14 protein-coding genes are annotated in these 17,392 nt (G+C 35.1%); 9 read left to right on the plus strand and 5 right to left on the minus strand.

All coding sequences use genetic code 11. The features are described from left to right. Positions 1-19: 19 nt before the first annotated feature. The 3 genes from NO995_RS01310 to NO995_RS01320 form a co-directional block, all read right to left on the minus strand. Entirely contained in the window at positions 20-1,222 is a 1,203-nt protein-coding gene (locus NO995_RS01310) for a DUF4856 domain-containing protein (protein WP_258225969.1), read from the minus strand. Between the two features lie 144 nt (positions 1,223-1,366). Next, entirely contained in the window at positions 1,367-2,230 is an 864-nt protein-coding gene (locus NO995_RS01315) for a hydroxymethylglutaryl-CoA lyase (RefSeq protein WP_258225970.1), read from the minus strand. 79 nt (positions 2,231-2,309) lie between these two features. Then, positions 2,310-3,344, minus strand: coding sequence for a quinone-dependent dihydroorotate dehydrogenase (locus tag NO995_RS01320; protein WP_258225971.1), 1,035 nt, complete (start codon positions 3,342-3,344; stop codon positions 2,310-2,312). 158 nt (positions 3,345-3,502) lie between these two features. Between NO995_RS01320 and pepT the strand changes: the two genes are divergently transcribed. From pepT to NO995_RS01365, 9 genes are all read left to right on the plus strand, one after another. Continuing rightward, on the plus strand, positions 3,503-4,744 hold the full coding sequence (gene pepT / locus NO995_RS01325; protein WP_258225972.1) for a peptidase T: 1,242 nt from the start codon (positions 3,503-3,505) through the stop codon (positions 4,742-4,744). A gap of 160 nt (positions 4,745-4,904) precedes the next feature. Then, positions 4,905-5,831: a hypothetical protein gene (locus tag NO995_RS01330; RefSeq protein WP_258225973.1), complete on the plus strand. Its 927-nt coding sequence runs from the start codon at positions 4,905-4,907 to the stop codon at positions 5,829-5,831. Between the two features lie 24 nt (positions 5,832-5,855). After that, positions 5,856-6,527 (plus strand): methyltransferase, encoded by a 672-nt coding sequence (locus NO995_RS01335; protein ID WP_258225974.1) that lies wholly within the window; start codon positions 5,856-5,858, stop codon positions 6,525-6,527. A gap of 43 nt (positions 6,528-6,570) precedes the next feature. Continuing rightward, complete coding sequence (locus NO995_RS01340) at positions 6,571-6,846, plus strand: hypothetical protein (protein WP_258225975.1); 276 nt, start codon at positions 6,571-6,573, stop codon at positions 6,844-6,846. A 135-nt stretch (positions 6,847-6,981) separates the two neighbouring features. Then, entirely contained in the window at positions 6,982-8,547 is a 1,566-nt protein-coding gene (locus NO995_RS01345) for an arylsulfatase (RefSeq protein WP_258225976.1), read from the plus strand. Between the two features lie 469 nt (positions 8,548-9,016). Further along, positions 9,017-10,759, plus strand: coding sequence for an amidohydrolase (locus tag NO995_RS01350; protein WP_258225977.1), 1,743 nt, complete (start codon positions 9,017-9,019; stop codon positions 10,757-10,759). Between the two features lie 18 nt (positions 10,760-10,777). Further along, on the plus strand, positions 10,778-11,635 hold the full coding sequence (locus NO995_RS01355; RefSeq protein WP_258225978.1) for a PHB depolymerase family esterase: 858 nt from the start codon (positions 10,778-10,780) through the stop codon (positions 11,633-11,635). A 184-nt stretch (positions 11,636-11,819) separates the two neighbouring features. Then, complete coding sequence (locus NO995_RS01360; RefSeq protein WP_258225979.1) at positions 11,820-14,792, plus strand: AsmA family protein; 2,973 nt, start codon at positions 11,820-11,822, stop codon at positions 14,790-14,792. A gap of 9 nt (positions 14,793-14,801) precedes the next feature. Continuing rightward, entirely contained in the window at positions 14,802-15,395 is a 594-nt protein-coding gene (locus NO995_RS01365) for a YdeI family protein (protein ID WP_258225980.1), read from the plus strand. Between the two features lie 7 nt (positions 15,396-15,402). Here the strand turns inward: NO995_RS01365 and NO995_RS01370 are convergent, their stop codons facing one another. Both NO995_RS01370 and proB read right to left on the minus strand, forming a co-directional pair. Next, positions 15,403-16,647, minus strand: a complete 1,245-nt coding sequence (locus NO995_RS01370; RefSeq protein ID WP_258225981.1) for a glutamate-5-semialdehyde dehydrogenase — start codon at positions 16,645-16,647, stop codon at positions 15,403-15,405. Then, on the minus strand, positions 16,622-17,392 hold the full coding sequence (proB, locus tag NO995_RS01375) for a glutamate 5-kinase (RefSeq protein ID WP_188217366.1): 771 nt from the start codon (positions 17,390-17,392) through the stop codon (positions 16,622-16,624). The genes NO995_RS01370 and proB overlap by 26 nt, the downstream gene beginning before the upstream one ends.

Consider the following 17,392-nt stretch of genomic DNA (forward strand, 5'->3'; position numbering starts at 1 on the left):
AAAAACTAATATTATTCGCTTAGTTAGCTGCCGCCTCAACTGTAAAGCCAAATGCTGCTGCTATCTCTGCTGAAATTGTATCTAATGTTTCAGGAGTTACATCCCAAAATCCATTCGCATTATTGTTTAATAACGCATCAACATAAGCGTTAACTTCGTTATGTGTAAAATAAGGTGCATCAGTACCAGGTTTTCTTGTAAACTGTAAACTGTAAACAAAACCAAATCCTTCAGATAACTCATGGAATGCATGTGCATAATCTACAGTCTCTGCTTCTAAATCTGATTTAGCCCCTTGTAAATAATGTACGGCACGAACTGCAATCGCTTTAGAAATATTTTCTCTAATTACAGCTACCTGTGCATCTCTAACTCCATACTCTCCTGCGACAATCGCTGCACGTCCTAATTTTAAAGCTTGATAAACTTCATCGGCAATACCCGCAAAATCAGCGTCATCATTTACTTGTCTTAGGTAAGTGTTTAGGAAACGGTCGGCATCTAAAACCGGACTTGCCGGGTCAACTTCAGCTCCGTATAAATATCCGTAAGCTTCATCCCATTTATGCTCCATTGTTGTATAAGACTTACCCGCTTCAACAACACCACTATCATTATTAGCAACATTCGATCCTGCATCTAGTACCGCATCACTTAAATAGTTATTTAACATCTGGTCTGTCATTAAACCTCCTATTAAACCTTTAGCTACCGCCTGGTTTAATTCTAAACCTTTAGCATTAAAATAACGAACTGTAGTACTTCCTAATTGTTGTAAATTTCCAGCTACACTAGCCTGAGCAGTAACACTCCAATTTACAAATACGACATCTGCCTGCTCGGAAATCCAAGAATCAAAATCTGTTTTAATTTCATTTGAAACTGTAGTATTTGCTGCGAAGAAATCGTTAGAAGCTGCTACTTTACTACGTACATTTTTATCTGAAGCATCTAAGTTATCATCCGAAAAATCGTCATTACCTACTTCATGATTAAACATTGCTAATAGCTGTGCTTTTGTTTTAGTATTATCACTTAAAGCAGAAACCAATTCGGTTGCCATGGCTATTCTTGTGGTTTGGCCATTAAAATCAACTGTTGAAACTCCATTTCTAGTAAACGTATAAGTTGCCGGATTTTCTACATTGTTTGATTCATTATCATCTGAACACGATGTGAATAGCACTGCCACTACGGCTGCCATCGATAAAAATTTTTTCATTTTTTTATTTAGACTTAGTATAAATTAATTGACAGCAGCAAATTTAAAATACTAAATCAAATTAACAAAGTTTATTTAGATTAAAAATAAATAAAGTGATGTTTTCAAAAAAATCACCATATCTTTTAGAATCCTTTAAAGAATTTAAAAGTATCTTTTAAATATTTTAGAAGCCACATTAAAAGCACTTTCAAAACTTAAAGCATTTAAATTGTTATTATGCTTAGAAGTAAAATAAGATAGTAATTTTTCGGTAGGCATATTCCCTATTAATTCATCCTTTGCCATGGGGCAACCACCAAATCCCTGAATAGCTCCGTCGAAACGTTTGCATCCGGCTTTATAGGCGGCATCAATTTTCTCGAACCAGGTTGAAGGCGTGGTATGCAAATGCGCCCCGAATTCAATATGTGAATATTTCGGAATTAACTCTGAAAATAAATAATTGATACTCTCCGGATTGGAGCTACCAATAGTATCACTTAAGGATAAAATTTTCACGCCCATTTTATGAAGACGTTCGGTCCACTCGCTTACTATATCAACATCCCAAGGATCTCCGTAAGGGTTACCAAATCCCATAGAAATATAAACAACGACTTCTTTATTGGTTTTATCGGCTATATTTAAAATTTCCTGAAGGGTCACTACTGACTGTGCAATGGTTTTATGCGTATTACGCATCTGGAAGTTCTCAGAAATAGAAAACGGATAACCTAAATAATCAATTTCTTTATGGGTACTGGCATCGCTTGCGCCTCGGGTATTCGCAATAATTGCCAGTAATTTACTAGTCGTTTTACTCAAATCTAATTGTGCCAAAACCTCAGCTGTGTCTGCCATTTGTGGAATAGCCTTAGGCGATACGAAGCTTCCGAAATCAATAGTATCATAGCCTACACGTAATAAAGACTGAATATATTGCACCTTTTTTTCGGTAGGAATAAAAGTCTTGATACCTTGCATGGCATCACGCGGACATTCAATAATTTTTATCGGACTTGACATTGATTTTTAAAGAATAAACTGAAGATAAAAATACTACAATTTTTGCATCAAAATTTAGAAAAGCAACAAGTAATTTGATTTATTTCCCTTGAAGAATGGCTTTGTTAATCGACTTAACTAAACTCGGTCCTTCGTAAATAAATCCGGTATACACCTGAACTAAATCGGCTCCGGCTTCAATCTTTTCTAAAGCATCTTCGGCAGAATGAATACCTCCTACTCCAATAATTGGGAACGATTTATTACTCTTATCTGCCAGGTATTTTATAGTTTTTGTACTCTTGGCTTTAATCGGCTGTCCACTTAAACCACCGTTACCAATTTCGGCTAACTGTTCTTTAGTCGCTTTAAGTCCGCTTCTATCGGTAGAGGTATTACTCGCTATTACCCCATCAAGTTTAGTATCTTGAACCAATTCTACAATTTCATCAAGCTGATTATTATTTAAATCGGGAGCAATTTTTAAAAGAATCGGTTTTTGCTTTTCAAAATTCTTGTTGGCCTGTTGCACAGCGCCAATCAATTCTTCTAAATAATCTTTATCATTTAGCTTGGCATGGCTACCAACATTAGGGCAACTTACGTTCAACACAAAATAATCTACATACGGATGCAGCGCATTAAAACACTCTAAATAATCTTTTGTGTAATCTTCTGGCTTCGTACTGGTATTTTTACCAATATTTCCACCAATAATTAACTGACCTTTATTTTTCTTTAATGCTTCAATTGCAGCTTCTAAGCCTTCATTATTAAAGCCCATGCGATTAATAATTCCTTGATCGGCTTTTAAACGGAATAAACGGGTTTTCGGATTTCCTGGTTGTGTTTTGGGTGTCACGGTTCCAATTTCAATAAAACCAAAACCAAAATTAGCTAGTTCGTTATACAACACAGCATTTTTATCGAAACCAGCGGCCAGTCCCACAGGGTTTTTAAACGTTAAACCAAACAAATTGCGCTCTAAACGTTTGTCGTTAACCACATATAAACTTCTAAATATAGTTTTGAAACCAGGTATTTTAGAGGTTATTTTTATTAATGAAAACGTAAAGTGATGGATCTTTTCCGGATCGAACGCGAAAAATATTGGGCGAAGTAGTAATTTATACATCTCGATTATTTGTGCAAAAGTACTCTTATTTCTTCTAAATAAAAAATCAGTAAATTCTAAAAGCAAAAAAATTATTAATCGTACTTTTGAAGCCTGAAAAACACTAGGTATAATTTATACCAGAACACTCAAATTTAATCCATTTAATTGTCTCTAATATGATTTCTAAAGAACATATTATAAACCGATTTGTAAGTTACGTAACTGTAGATACCGAATCGGATCCAAAATCTGAAACCACCCCGAGTACTGAAAAACAATGGGATCTTGCTAACAAACTTGCCGAAGAGCTTAAAGCTATTGGTATGCAGGATGTTAGTATCGACGAGAATGCTTACATTATGGCAACTCTACCGAGTAATGTAGATTACGATGTGCCCGTTATTGGATTTGTATCACATTTCGATACCTCGCCAGACTTTACCGGTGCCAATGTAAAACCACAAATTATTGAAAAATACGACGGAAAAGATATTGTTTTAAACAAAGCTGAAAACATAGTTTTATCTCCGGATTATTTTGAAGATTTATTACAATACAAAGGTCAGACCTTAATTACTACAGACGGAACAACCCTTTTAGGTGCAGACGATAAAGCTGGAATTACCGAAATTGTTTCGGCTATGGAATACCTGATTAACCATCCGGAAATTAAACACGGAACCATTCGCGTAGGCTTTACTCCCGATGAAGAAATTGGTCGTGGCGCCCATAAGTTTGATGTCGAAAAATTTGGTGCAAACTGGGCTTATACTATGGATGGCAGCCAGATTGGGGAGTTAGAATACGAAAACTTTAACGCGGCTGGGGCGGTAGTAAAAGTAAAAGGGAAAATTGTACATCCAGGGTATGCCAAAGGCAAAATGGTAAACTCGATGTACATTGCTCAGGAATTTATCAGTTCACTTCCTCGTTTTGAAACTCCAGAACATACCGAAGGATACCAAGGCTTTTTTCACTTATGTTCTATTGAAGGAGAAGTAGAAGAAACGACCTTACAATATATTATTCGCGACCACGATTTAGGACACTTTGAAGCCCGTAAAGAAGTTCTAAAAAAATTAACCGATGAGTTAAACTCGCAATACGGTCGTGAAGTGATTACTACCGAAATTAAAGACCAATACTTTAATATGCGCGAAAAAGTAGAGCCGGTAATGCATATTGTTGATATCGCTGAAGAAGCTATGAAACAATTAGATATTACACCTCTTATTAAACCTATTCGGGGCGGTACCGATGGATCTCAGTTAAGTTATATGGGCTTACCTTGCCCAAATATTTTTGCTGGTGGGCACAACTTTCACGGTCGTTACGAGTACGTTCCTGTAGAAAGTATGATTAAAGCAACCGAAGTGATTTGCAAAATTGCAGAACTTACAGCTTTAAAACAACAATAAACGTATTTCACTATATTTTTAAAACGCCTGAGACTAAAGTTTCAGGCGTTTTTCTTTTGGAATTTTCACAAAAATTTGATTTTGATTGTATAAAATAGCGACTTATATTGTCAGAAAATTAAAATATTTAAAATAATAAATCTTGACAAAACTTCATTAAATGAACAACCTACATCTTTATTTTGCGCTACTTATTGGTTTTACCATAATATCTTGTTCATCAAATAGTGATGAAACAAACTCTAACCCGGAAAAAAAATTAATTCAAATCAAATATCAAGCTTTAGATGATTCCCTATATTTTTATGAAAGTAATATAGTTTATGATGATAATGGAAATATTATTGAAATGAAAAATGAAGTTGGGCAAACAACAAATACATATTCTTATAACGCTTCAAACCAAATGGTTCTTCAAGAATACTTTGAATATGTTGATAAAACTTCAAATGATCTAGATTTTAAAGAAATAACTACCTTTTCATACGGCAATGACAATAAATTTTCAACCATTCAGGAAACTTACATTAATTATATTCCTGGCAGTACTCCCAACGAAAATACAGTAACTCATAACATTACTTATTTAACCAATTTAATGATTAAAACTTCAGATGACTATCATCAAACAAAAGTTGAATACGGGTTAAGTGATAACAATCTTATTACATCAATAAAAGTATTTAAAAATGGTGAATTAAAAAGTGATATGCAATTTACTTACGATGATAACGGAAACTGTATTTCTGGTACCGGACCTATTAATGAAGGCTCTTATGACTCTATAACAGGTAACATCGCTTTAAATGTTTTATACGGAACGGAAGAAAAAGCTCCAATTTTAAATGTTTTCTTCAACTACAACATACTTACATGGGGAACAAGTTTTGGGAATTTTAAAGAATTACTGGTTAAACAACAAGGTAAAAATTATCCAATTGAAATAGAATGGTATCAATACAGTAATTATCCTTATAAAGAAATTTTAAATAACTCATTTGATAGTTCTGGGAATATTCAATCTATCACACTAAGTGAAATACCCAACTATCCAAATTATGGATCTATGTTCTATAAATGGGAATAAGAATATGTTACATCTTTCTTAAAAATGAAAATCCTTAAACACCAATTCTGGCATTTAGTTTTCTTAACCTTATCATTAGTTAGTGTTTATTGGTATATTGGCAAAACACCTGAAGTATTGGACGGAGCTTTTCTAAATCTTCCAACAGCTGTTTGGCTGGCAATAGCTATTATTTCTTCTATAGCACACCAAATCTACGTGTTAATTTGCTGGCGATTAGAACTACACCGTCAATCAATCTCCAAAAGTTTTGGACCAAAGGGTTTTAAATTTTATAAATTGGGTTTTGCCATACTTATTCTCTCAAGGGTAGTTACGATTATTATATTAGCATTTTCAAACAACCATACCTTTAACATCAATACTATTTTACATTATACCCTAATCGCTGTATGTTTAATACCTTCAGCTTATCTTTTTTATTCCGTAAAAAAATATTTTGGAATGGACAGAGCCTTTGGCATCGACCACTTTCAACCGGATACATATAAAGACAAACCTTTTATAAAAAGAGGTATTTTTAAATACACATCTAATGGCATGTATATTTATGGTTTTCTGGCTCTTTATTTGCCTGGTTTTTTACTTCAATCGAAAGCTGCAATTTTAGTCGCCGTTTTCAATCACACCTACATTTGGGTCCATTATTATTTCACCGAATTACCTGATATAAAATATATTTACAGGAATAATTAAAATAAACACATAATACCCCTTCTATTATTAAACCTACAATACCATGTCCCTAATTGTAAAACGTAAAAAACATCTTTTAACCAGAATTCCTCTTATTACTTTCTTAATCCTCTTTATTGGTTTCGCACCTGTAATTATTGGATTAGTTGGTGCTTATTTTTCTGAATTAACTACAGGAGAACCTTGCCATGAAGGCAATTGCGGTTGGATGGTACTACCTTGGTTAGGTATGATTACCATACCTATTGGCTTATTATTATTTATTGTTTTCTTTGTGATTGTATTGGTTGACATAATATCCTTAAACAATAATAAATAAGTTATTAATTAAAAATCCATCAAATAACACTTTCACTGCCCCAAAAGCTCTATCTGTCGAAGTTTATTGCTAGACCGGGCTCTCTTTTGTTAACTTGAACTCAAATAAATCCAAAACATATATTTTCTTTTCTTTATGAAAATCATCACTTTATTTATCAGTCTACTTACATTTTTAAGTGTCATTCCATTTAAAGAATCACCTAAAAAATATAAACAACCGAATATCATTTATGTTTTAGCTGACGATTTAGGCTATGGTGATCTTTCTGTCTATAACAAAAACAGCAAAATACAAACCCCACATCTCGACCAATTAGCAACCGATGGATTAATGTTTACCGATGCTCATACTTCATCAGCCGTTTGTACGCCTACACGATATGGCATCATTACCGGCCGATATAACTGGCGTAGTAAATTAAAATCAGGAGTGCTTACCGGCAATTCAAAAGCTTTAATTTCACCTGACAGAACTACCGTTGCATCCATGCTTAAACAGCAAGGTTATCATACCGCTTTTATTGGTAAATGGCATTTAGGCTGGGACTGGAGTCTTAAAGATAAAAACGCACCTGAAAAAAAAGGTTGGAACCCAAAAGATTTCGATAATATCGATTTTTCTAAGCCGATACAAAATGGCCCGAAAGAACTTGGTTTCGACTACTCCTATGGGCATAGCGGCTCTCTGGACATGGCACCATATGTGTATGTTGAAAATGGCATGCCTACTCAGGTTCCCGATACAGTTTCCGCAAGAGGTGGTAAATTTCATTGGTGGCGAAAAGGGCCAACCGCAAGAGACTTTATTCATGAAGATGTAACCCCTAATTTCTTTAGAAAGTCGTTTAAACATATTGAAAAGCAAGCAAAAACAGACCAACCGTTTTTCTTATATCTGGCACTACCATCGCCCCACACCCCTATTTTACCTACCGAAGAATGGCAGGGTAAAAGTAATTTGAACCCTTACGGTGATTTTGTTATGATGGTTGATGATTATATGGGACAACTCATAAAAGCTATAAAAGACGCCGGCATTGAAGACAACACCCTGGTAATTTTTACAAGCGACAATGGTTGCTCTCCTGCAGCGGATATTAAAGGATTGGAAGAATTAGGTCATTATCCAAGTGACAAGTACCGTGGTCATAAAGCTGATATTTTTGAAGGCGGTCACCGTGTTCCTTTTATTGTTAAATGGCCGGATTATATTAAGAAAGGCATGGTATCTAACGATATTATCTGTACTACCGATTTCATGGCTACTGCTGCCGATATTACAAACTACAAATTATCAGATAGCGAAGGTGAAGACAGCTACAGCATGTTGTCTCTATTTAAAAAACCAAATCCTAAAAAACCAACACGTGAAGCTACAGTCCATCATTCTATTAATGGAAGTTTTGCCATCAGACAAGGCGACTGGAAATTAACGATGTGTCCAGGATCTGGAGGGTGGAGTTATCCTAAACCAGGCAATAAAGAAGTTATTGAAACCTTACCAAATGTTCAGCTATACAACCTAAAAACTGACCCTGGAGAAACAACGAATTTAGAAGCCAAATATCCTGAAAAAGTTAAAGCGTTAAAAGCCCTGTTAATCAAGTATATTGAAGAAGGCAGAAGTACACCTGGAATACCACAAAACAATGATAAAATTGATTTTACTTGGAAACAAATCGATTTTGCAAACCAATAAACGTTTTCTTTTTTATGTATTAGAGCACATATTTGAAATGAACAAAACCTACAAAGTCCTAAAATATTTTCTTTATACCATCAGTTTATTATTTACCATATACTCTATAATAACTGATGGTATTGGCGGTAGCCATACACCTCCTCTAGGGTTTGTAATCCCAGTACTAATCATTTTAACTTCCTTATTTTTTATAGTCATGGACTTTCTTTTCAGAAAAAGACTAAAAAACTATCAATCGCATCTCAGTATAAACATTGCGGCCATTTCTATTAATTTGTTAATTATAGTTTCCATACTTGCTGTTGTTTAATATTCAAAAGCACATACCAACTCATATACACCCTAAAACGAATACACTTCACTTAAACCTAACCTAACTACCTCAAATACAATATCAAAAATAAATAAAACCGACTTAATTTTCGTAAATTAACTTCATGATTACTTTTATAAAACTTAACAAATCATGAAAAAACTTTTCACTATTCTATTTGTCCCACTACTACTAGTATCATGTAAAGAAAAACAACAAAAAGTAACGCCAGTTGCCGAACCCTACCAATTAAGACAGACCATTTTTTTTGGTGGTGATATTTTAACAATGGAAGGAGATTCTCCTGCTTATGCTGAAGCTGTTGTAGAACGCGAAGGAAAAATTGTTTTCGTAGGTTCGAAAAATGAAGCTTTAAAAACCTACCAAGGTAAAGCTTCAGAAGTGAATTTAATGGGTAAAACTATGGTACCCGCATTTTTAGACGGACATGGTCATTTTTACAATGTAGGGTTCACAGCACTTGCAGCAAATGTATTACCTCCTCCTGATGGATCAGGAAAAGATTTCGAAAGCATTGTTCAAACACTAAAAACTTACCAAAACACAGAGGATGGTAAGTATATGTTATCTAAATTAGGCTGGATTATTGGTAACGGTTATGATGATTCCCAGTTAGCTGAAAAAGACCATCCTAAAGCAACCGATTTAGATAAAGTTAGCACAGATATACCTGTTCTTATCATTCACCAATCAGGACATTTAGCATCGATTAATACCAAAGGATTAGAATTAATGAATTACAATCCTAGCACTCCAAATCCTGAGGGCGGTGTAATTCGAAAGGATAACCAGGGAAATCCTAATGGTGTTTTAGAAGAAGCTGCTTTTTTCAAAGTTTTAATTCCTCTATTAGGCAAAATGGATGATGAAATGGCGGCTAAATGTATCAAAAAAGGACAAGATGAGTATGCTAAAAAAGGATATCTTACTGCACAGGACGGACGGACAACAAAGGAACAGTTAGCCGCATTAAGAAAAGCTGCAACCAATGAAGCTTATTATATGGATGTAGTAGCCTATCCAGATATTACTCTGGGCACAGACTATATTTCAGAGGGGGAATACGCACCAAACCACAGATACAAAAACAAATTTAGAGTAGGTGGTGTTAAACTAACATTGGACGGTTCTCCTCAAGGCAAAACGGCATGGCTTACCAAATGCTACCATGTTAACCCTGAAGGCAGAACAGGTTGTTACGAAGGCTACCCCATTATGGATGATGATAAAGCTATCAATTATGTCAAAACAGCTTTCAACAACAAATGGCAGATACTATGTCATAGCAACGGAGATGCAGCCATAGACCAATACATTAAGGCTGTTGATGCTGCTGAAAAAGAGTTTGGATACCCAGACCATAGAACCGTGCTTATCCATGGACAAACATTGCGTAAAGATCAAATTCCTGAATTGGTAAGATTAAATATTATGCCTTCTCTTTTCCCTATGCATACCTTTTACTGGGGAGACTGGCATGTAGAATCGGTTTTAGGAGAACCCAGAGCCGATTACATTTCACCATGTCGCGATGCTATCGATGCCGGTTTAAAAATCACATCTCACCACGATGCCCCAGTAACGTTTCCTAATTCTATGCGTGTTTTAGATGCTACGGTAAACCGAATTACCAGAAGCGGAGAAATATTAGGACCAGACCAAAGAATTTCTGCCTACGAAGGGTTAAAAACTTTAACCGATTGGGCAGCTTATCAATATTTTGAAGAAAACAACAAAGGAACCATTACAGAAGGCAAGCTTGCCGATTTTGTAATTCTGGATAAAAATCCTCTAAAAATAGATCCTTTAGAAATTAACACCATTCAAGTTTTAGAATCTATTAAAGAAGGACAAACGGTATTCAAAGCAAAATAGGACAAATATTAAACACTAATGAAACAAATAAAACACATCACGCTTTTTAGTTCGTTTTGTTTATTGCTCATTTTATGTTCTTGTAAAAGACATTTATACGATTTCAATTATCAACATGATAGTTTAAATAGAACCTATCAACTATATATTCCATCTAACTTATCTGAAAATGCGCCATTAGTTTTTGTGCTTCATGCATATGGTAGGTTTGCTAAAGGTCATCTTGAAAGTTTAGAACTGGATTCTATTGCTGAAAAAAATAATTTTATAATTTGTTACCCACAGGGGACGTTAGATATAAATACAGGAAAACCTTATTGGAACAGTGAATTACCTGCAAGTGATATTGATGATATAGGCTTCTTGACAAATCTTGCAAAACATATTCAAAATAAATATAAGTTAAACCCTGGTAGAACCTTCGTTTGTGGTATTTCAAATGGAGGATTTATGAGCTATACTTTAGTTCGAGAATCTCCTGACGTCTTTAAAGCCATGGCATCGGTTACAGGAACAATGACAGGAATAACGTGGAAAAAAAGATTTATTTCACCTCAGCCCGTACCTGTATTACAAATTTCTGGATTAGCCGATAAATCAGTTCCAATTGATGGTACTATGTCTGAACAATGGGGATGGGGTGGCGCTCCACACATGGATAAGGTTATAGACTATTGGGTGAAATTGAACAACTGCAGTTCTGTAGATACCATAAAAAGCCCAAGTAATATTCATGCATATCATTTTAAATACTGTGACGACAACAATCTTATATGGTATTATAAATTAGAAGGTTTCGGACATGATATGCCCACAAAGGGAAATTCAGGATTAAACTCAAACGAATTGATTTGGGAATTTTTTAGTCAACTTTAAAGGTTCGAATAAAATTAGAAATCTCAAAATATTCAAAATTAAAAGGTTAACTAATACAACACTTTTAAAAACATATTCTCATCAAATATCTTCCAACAAACTTGTGTGATTAATCGACTTCCTCAGTAATATTTCTTAAATTTATTAGTCCTTAATAACTGGTAATCAACTAATAGATTCTAACATGAAAAAATGGATTAAACGCATTTCTATAGCACTATTAAGTATTGTTTTATTGGTTTTCCTTGTTATTGCCATTGTGCTTAATGTAATTGTCACTCCTGAAAAAGTTACTCCAAAAGCCCTTGAACTTCTTAATCAGGATTTATTGGGTAAGGTAGATTGCGAGCGTATCGAACTCACCTATTTTTCCAGTTTCCCAAAATTCTCGTTGCAACTTACCAATGGCGCACTGTTGCCCAACAAGGACTTTTACAAACAGGACACCTTAATCAGTTTTAAAAAAGCCAAAGTAAACCTAAGTGTCATTGGGCTTATAAAAAAAAGTAAAGGAGCTGTACATAGTATTGAACTAAATAGTCCTAAACTTTTCTTTTATGTGGATTCCTTAGGAAATTCAAACTGGAATAACCTGGCGAAAACAGCACCAGACACGACAACCACTAAAAAAGAAAAAAAAACGATTAAGGCTTCGGAAATTTATATCCCAAAAATAATAATTACAAACGCCGAAGCTCATGCTGTCGATGGTCTGTCGAAACTGAATTACGCGGTTGAAAACCTCAACTTATCCATTAAATCGAAAACCACAAATACGAGCATAAAACTAAATATTGAAAAAAACAGTGACAGGATTAGTCTGTTAAAAACAGGAAAACGTCCTTACAATCTGGATCATGTTTCGGTAACATCTAATCTTGAACTTACATTCGCCGACACATTACTTACTGTTAAAAATAGCAACGTGTCTATTAACGATGTGCATTTTGAAAACAAAGGTTATGTCCAGCTGTTCCCGCATCACAAAAAAATTAAAGTTAATATAGACAGTGAACTTTCAACCCGGTCTTTAAAAAATATTGCCAACACTATCCCTCCTCGCTTTTTAAGTCAGGATGGCTTAAAAGCTAAAGGTGCTATTAACCTGAAAACACACATAGAAGGCATTTACAGCAAAGACAGTTTTCCTGTCGTGAACAGCTATTTTAAAATAGATAACGGTTCAATAGCTTATAAAAACTTTAAGGGTGAAATTGAAGATATGAATGCTGATATACATACTTACATTAATTTAAATAGTCCAGAAGAATCCTTTTCCGAAATTAAAACATTTAACATTTTGGGAACTGGTATAAATATGGATATATCGGGCGACATCAAGCAACTTACAAAACATCCCATCGTCAATATTCAATCTATAGCAGATATTGATTTTAATACTATAACTAACAACTTCCCTGTTCATCCTTCTGTAACCCTAAAAGGCTCTATTCACTCAAATTTATTAGCAGATTTCAACAGCGCCGACTTAGAAGATTTTCATTTTAATAAAGTTAATTTAGATGCTATTTTTCAGGTTAAAGACCTACTTATAAGTTCACAAAAAGATTCAGCCGTTGTAAGTTCTAAGAATATCAACTTTAAAATTCATAAAGGTGAAGATAACGCTAAATCACTTACATCAACTTTAGTGGTTAACAATACTGTAGCAAAGTATAAACAATGGTTAGATACCAGTATGAAACAAGTTAACATCGATTTTAAAGCCGATGATAAACCTACTACTCTACCGCAGTTTAAAGCCGATATTAAATTTCAGAATTTTGAAATGCAAGCCACCGATTCCATTTACAGCTATATTAAAACCCTTAAAATGAATGCTGAATTCGTCCCAAAATCCGAAAGCCTTTCAGCACATATGACCTCAGAAATTGAAACCGACAGTGTAACCTTATCACAAAAAACAGCCTTTGTAACCATAATGGGTGCACAAACCCAATTGAAGGTTAGTAAAACTCCGACCAATCTTTGGGAACCCTCTGGAAACGTATCGTTTAAAAGTATTTATGCCCATGCACCAGAGTACGTTTATAACCTAAAAACCTCACAATCGGGGATTGCTTTTGTGAATGACGACATTACCCTAAACCGCACAAAAATTAATTTTGGAGATACCGATATGACCCTTACAGGGGAATTAAAACACGCCAGAGGTTTTCAAAATGGCGAATTGGTAACAGCAAATCTAAAGGTAGAATCAAACTTTACCGACGCTAACCAACTTATGCTGGCCTTAGCGCCACCTGAAACAGGAGAAATTGTAACAGCTAAAAATGAAGTTGTAATAGACTCTGTAAAAGCAGCCAGTGCAACGGGTAAACGTATTTTTAGAATACCTAAACAGTGTGATTTTAAATTTTCGACCTATGTAAAAGCCTTCAGAATGGGTTTTATTAATATGAATGATATTCAGGGGGAAATGACCGTGAAAGATGGCGTTGTAAATATGAATAGTATCAAACTAACGACCCTTTCAGCCAATATGGATGCCTACATGAAATACAATCCACAAAGTAATACCGAGGCGAGTTTAGACTTCAGATTTTATATTAGTCAGATTGATATGAATCAGATTAACGATGTCGTTCCGGTAATGGATACGCTATTCCCGGCCATTAAATCATTTGAGGGCAAAGCCGATTTCAGAATAAAAGGCAATGTCCTTTTAAATGAAAATTTGGACTTTAAACTTCCTACTTTACGCGGAGTTGCCGCACTAAAAGCCCGAAATATTATGGTGGTAAACGACCCGGCATTTAACGATGTGGCTAAAGCCATAAGTTTTAAACCTAAACAGAAAAATCCTGTAAAAACCTTTGATGTAGAGATTGAGTTTAAAGAAGGTGAAGTAGATATTCTTCCGGCGCTATTGGAAGTGGATAAATACCGGATTGCTTTGGGTGGTGTGCAACGTCTGGATATGAGCTACGAGTACCACGTTTCGGTACTCAAGTCCCCCATCCCTATTAAAATGGGTGTTGATATTAGTGGAAGCAATTTTTCTGAACATCATATAAAATTAGTAAAAGCCAAATACAAATATTATTTTACCGATAAAGAACGCTTAATAAAAAAAGCAGATGCTTCGGTATTTGAGGATAAGGAACGTATTTTAAAATCGCTGGATTTCAACTAAACAACTATTATGAATAAAATTACTTCGGTAGAAGAATACATAGAACGTCATACACATTTTGAACAGGAATTACAACTACTTCACAATATTATCACTTCAACAGAACTGGAAGAAACTATAAAATGGAGTTCACCTGTTTACACCTTAAACGGAAAAAATGTGATTGGACTAGGCGCCTTCAAAAACCATTTTGGCATCTGGTTTTTTAACGGTGTATTCTTAAAAGACGAACATCATGTTTTAGTGAATGCTCAGGAAGATAAAACCAAAGCATTACGGCAATTAATATTTGAATCAAAAAACGACATCAATAAAAATCTTGTGTTAAGCTATATAAAAGAAGCCATAGAAAATCAGAAACTAGGGAAAGAACTAAAACCAAAAAGGCACGCTAAAGAACTTAGCATGCCTATGGAATTAAAAGATTTGATAAGTAATAATACCGACTTTAAAGCCGGCTTCGCTTCACTTACCACATACAAACAACGCGAATATTGTGAATACATTAGTACTGCAAAACGGGAAATGACTAAACTGTCGCGCTTAGAAAAAATTATCCCTATGGTTTTGCAGGGTATAGGTCTCAACGATAAATATCGTTAAGTCCTGATTACACTCTTACATGGCCATCGCCATATACATAATATTTATTGGTCACCAGTTCTTTAAGTCCTAATGGACCACGGTGATGTAATTTATCGGTACTGATAGCAAGTTCTGCTCCTGCTCCTAATTGTCCGCCATCGGTTAAACGAGTCGAGGCATTATGGTACACTGCTGCACAATCTACCTGTTCCATAAACTGTTGTGCCGTAGTGGTATTTGTAGTCATAATGGTCGCAGAGTGCCCTCCTGAATAGGTATTAATTTGATTGATGGCTTCTTCAAGTGAAGCTACCGTTCCTATAAGACATTTCATCTCCAGAAACTCTTCATACCAAACTGATTCATTTTGAATCAAGATGTCTTCTTTTAATACCGTATGTGTTTCGGAATCGACTAAAACAGAAACTCCATTAGACTTCAATACAGCGTTTAGATCCTTTAGTTTAGCTTCATAATCAGCGATGTTTTTATTCACCACTATTTTATCTAAAGCATTACAGGCCGATATTTTATGGGTCTTGGCATTTAAAATCACTTTAATGACCTGTTGCCAGTTACTTTCGGTATCGACATAAAGGAAATTATTCCCACGTCCACTCACTAATACTGCACACTTTGCATGATCTTTAACGAACTTAATTAAGCGTTCACCTCCACGAGGCACAATTAAATCTAAGGGCTCACCAGGGTTCTTTAAGAACTCTTGTGTTTGCTCTCGATTCATAGTCAATAACTGAATATATTCCGTGTTTAGATCATTTTCAGCTAAGGCCTGATGCCAGAGTTCAACAATGGCTTTGTTACTGTTGATGGCCTCTTTACCTCCTTTCAGTAAAATTTTGTTATTGGCTTTAAATGCCAAAACAGTAGCTTCAACAGTCACATCAGGACGCGATTCGTAAATAATCATAATCGTTCCGAAAGGTGCTGTTTTATTAATGATTTCTAAACCACTGTCTAATGTTTTACTTTCAATAACCTTCCCTACCGGATCCGCTTGTACATGCACTTCTTCAATAGCCTGAATCATGCCGTCAATTTTCTTTTCATTTAAAATTAAACGGTCGTACATGGCCTGATCTTCCTTATTAAAGGCTTCTATATCTTTTTTATTCGCTTCCAATATAGTATGGGCATTGGCTCTAATAAGCTTAACCATACTTACTAATACATCATTCTTTTTATCTTCTGATAATAATTTCATCTGTCTGTTTTTGTTTTGTTTATAGAGATACTTTGGTTCCCACAAAGTTGCCTTCTATAATATCAATAATGGTATTATTATTTTTACCATTGGCAATATAAGTTGGGATATTTTTCGAGGCGGCTTGCTGAGCGTAATCTAATTTCGACCCCATACCACCACGGCCTTCTCCTTCACTTTTATTACTGTCTTTTATATATTTATCTAAGTTTTCGTCTGGATTGACATTTTCTATTAAATTACTACTCTCCAGATCGGGGTGACCGGTATACAATCCGTCAATATCGGTTAGGATAATTAACTTATCAGCATTCACTAACTGAGCAATTAAGCTGGCCAGCTCATCATTATCGGAAAACATCGACATGGTTACCGAAACAGCATCATCCTCATTCGCAATAGGGATTACGCCTTCAGACAGTAACCCTTCCACACAATTAATCATATTCTGGCGATGTACACCCGGGCTAAAATCCCTCTTTGTTGGTAATACCTGGGCACATTTCATTCCATAATCGTGGAAAATATTATAATACAAACGCATCATTCGAGGTTGACCGATAGCCGAATACACCTGACGTTTTTGTGTTTTGTTCTCTATTTGCGATTTCCCCAGTACTTCTTTACCCGCGATTACCGATCCTGAGGATACCAGAATGGTCATAATATCGCGTTCGTAAAGCTCGGCGATTTGTCTCACCAACTCTTTAAGTACTGGTCTAACAATTTTATTATCTCTGTTGGTCATGACGTTTGTCCCGACCTTTATTACTATTTTTTCTTTGTACAT

The organism is Aestuariibaculum sp. M13 (assembly GCF_024723255.1).
Lineage (GTDB): Bacteria > Bacteroidota > Bacteroidia > Flavobacteriales > Flavobacteriaceae > Aestuariibaculum > Aestuariibaculum lutulentum.

Excerpts from the sequence above, each read along its gene's own strand:
- NO995_RS01310 (WP_258225969.1), bottom strand. The coding sequence starts at position 1,222 with ATGAAAAAATTTTTATCGATGGCAGCCGTAGTGGCAGTGCTATTCACA.
- NO995_RS01315 (WP_258225970.1), bottom strand. The coding sequence starts at position 2,230 with ATGTCAAGTCCGATAAAAATTATTGAATGTCCGCGTGATGCCATGCAA.
- NO995_RS01320 (WP_258225971.1), bottom strand. The coding sequence starts at position 3,344 with ATGTATAAATTACTACTTCGCCCAATATTTTTCGCGTTCGATCCGGAA.
- pepT (WP_258225972.1), top strand. The coding sequence starts at position 3,503 with ATGATTTCTAAAGAACATATTATAAACCGATTTGTAAGTTACGTAACT.
- NO995_RS01330 (WP_258225973.1), top strand. The coding sequence starts at position 4,905 with ATGAACAACCTACATCTTTATTTTGCGCTACTTATTGGTTTTACCATA.
- NO995_RS01335 (WP_258225974.1), top strand. The coding sequence starts at position 5,856 with ATGAAAATCCTTAAACACCAATTCTGGCATTTAGTTTTCTTAACCTTA.
- NO995_RS01340 (WP_258225975.1), top strand. The coding sequence starts at position 6,571 with ATGTCCCTAATTGTAAAACGTAAAAAACATCTTTTAACCAGAATTCCT.
- NO995_RS01345 (WP_258225976.1), top strand. The coding sequence starts at position 6,982 with ATGAAAATCATCACTTTATTTATCAGTCTACTTACATTTTTAAGTGTC.
- NO995_RS01350 (WP_258225977.1), top strand. The coding sequence starts at position 9,017 with ATGAAAAAACTTTTCACTATTCTATTTGTCCCACTACTACTAGTATCA.
- NO995_RS01355 (WP_258225978.1), top strand. The coding sequence starts at position 10,778 with ATGAAACAAATAAAACACATCACGCTTTTTAGTTCGTTTTGTTTATTG.
- NO995_RS01360 (WP_258225979.1), top strand. The coding sequence starts at position 11,820 with ATGAAAAAATGGATTAAACGCATTTCTATAGCACTATTAAGTATTGTT.
- NO995_RS01365 (WP_258225980.1), top strand. The coding sequence starts at position 14,802 with ATGAATAAAATTACTTCGGTAGAAGAATACATAGAACGTCATACACAT.
- proB (WP_188217366.1), bottom strand. The coding sequence starts at position 17,392 with ATGTACAAAGAAAAAATAGTAATAAAGGTCGGGACAAACGTCATGACC.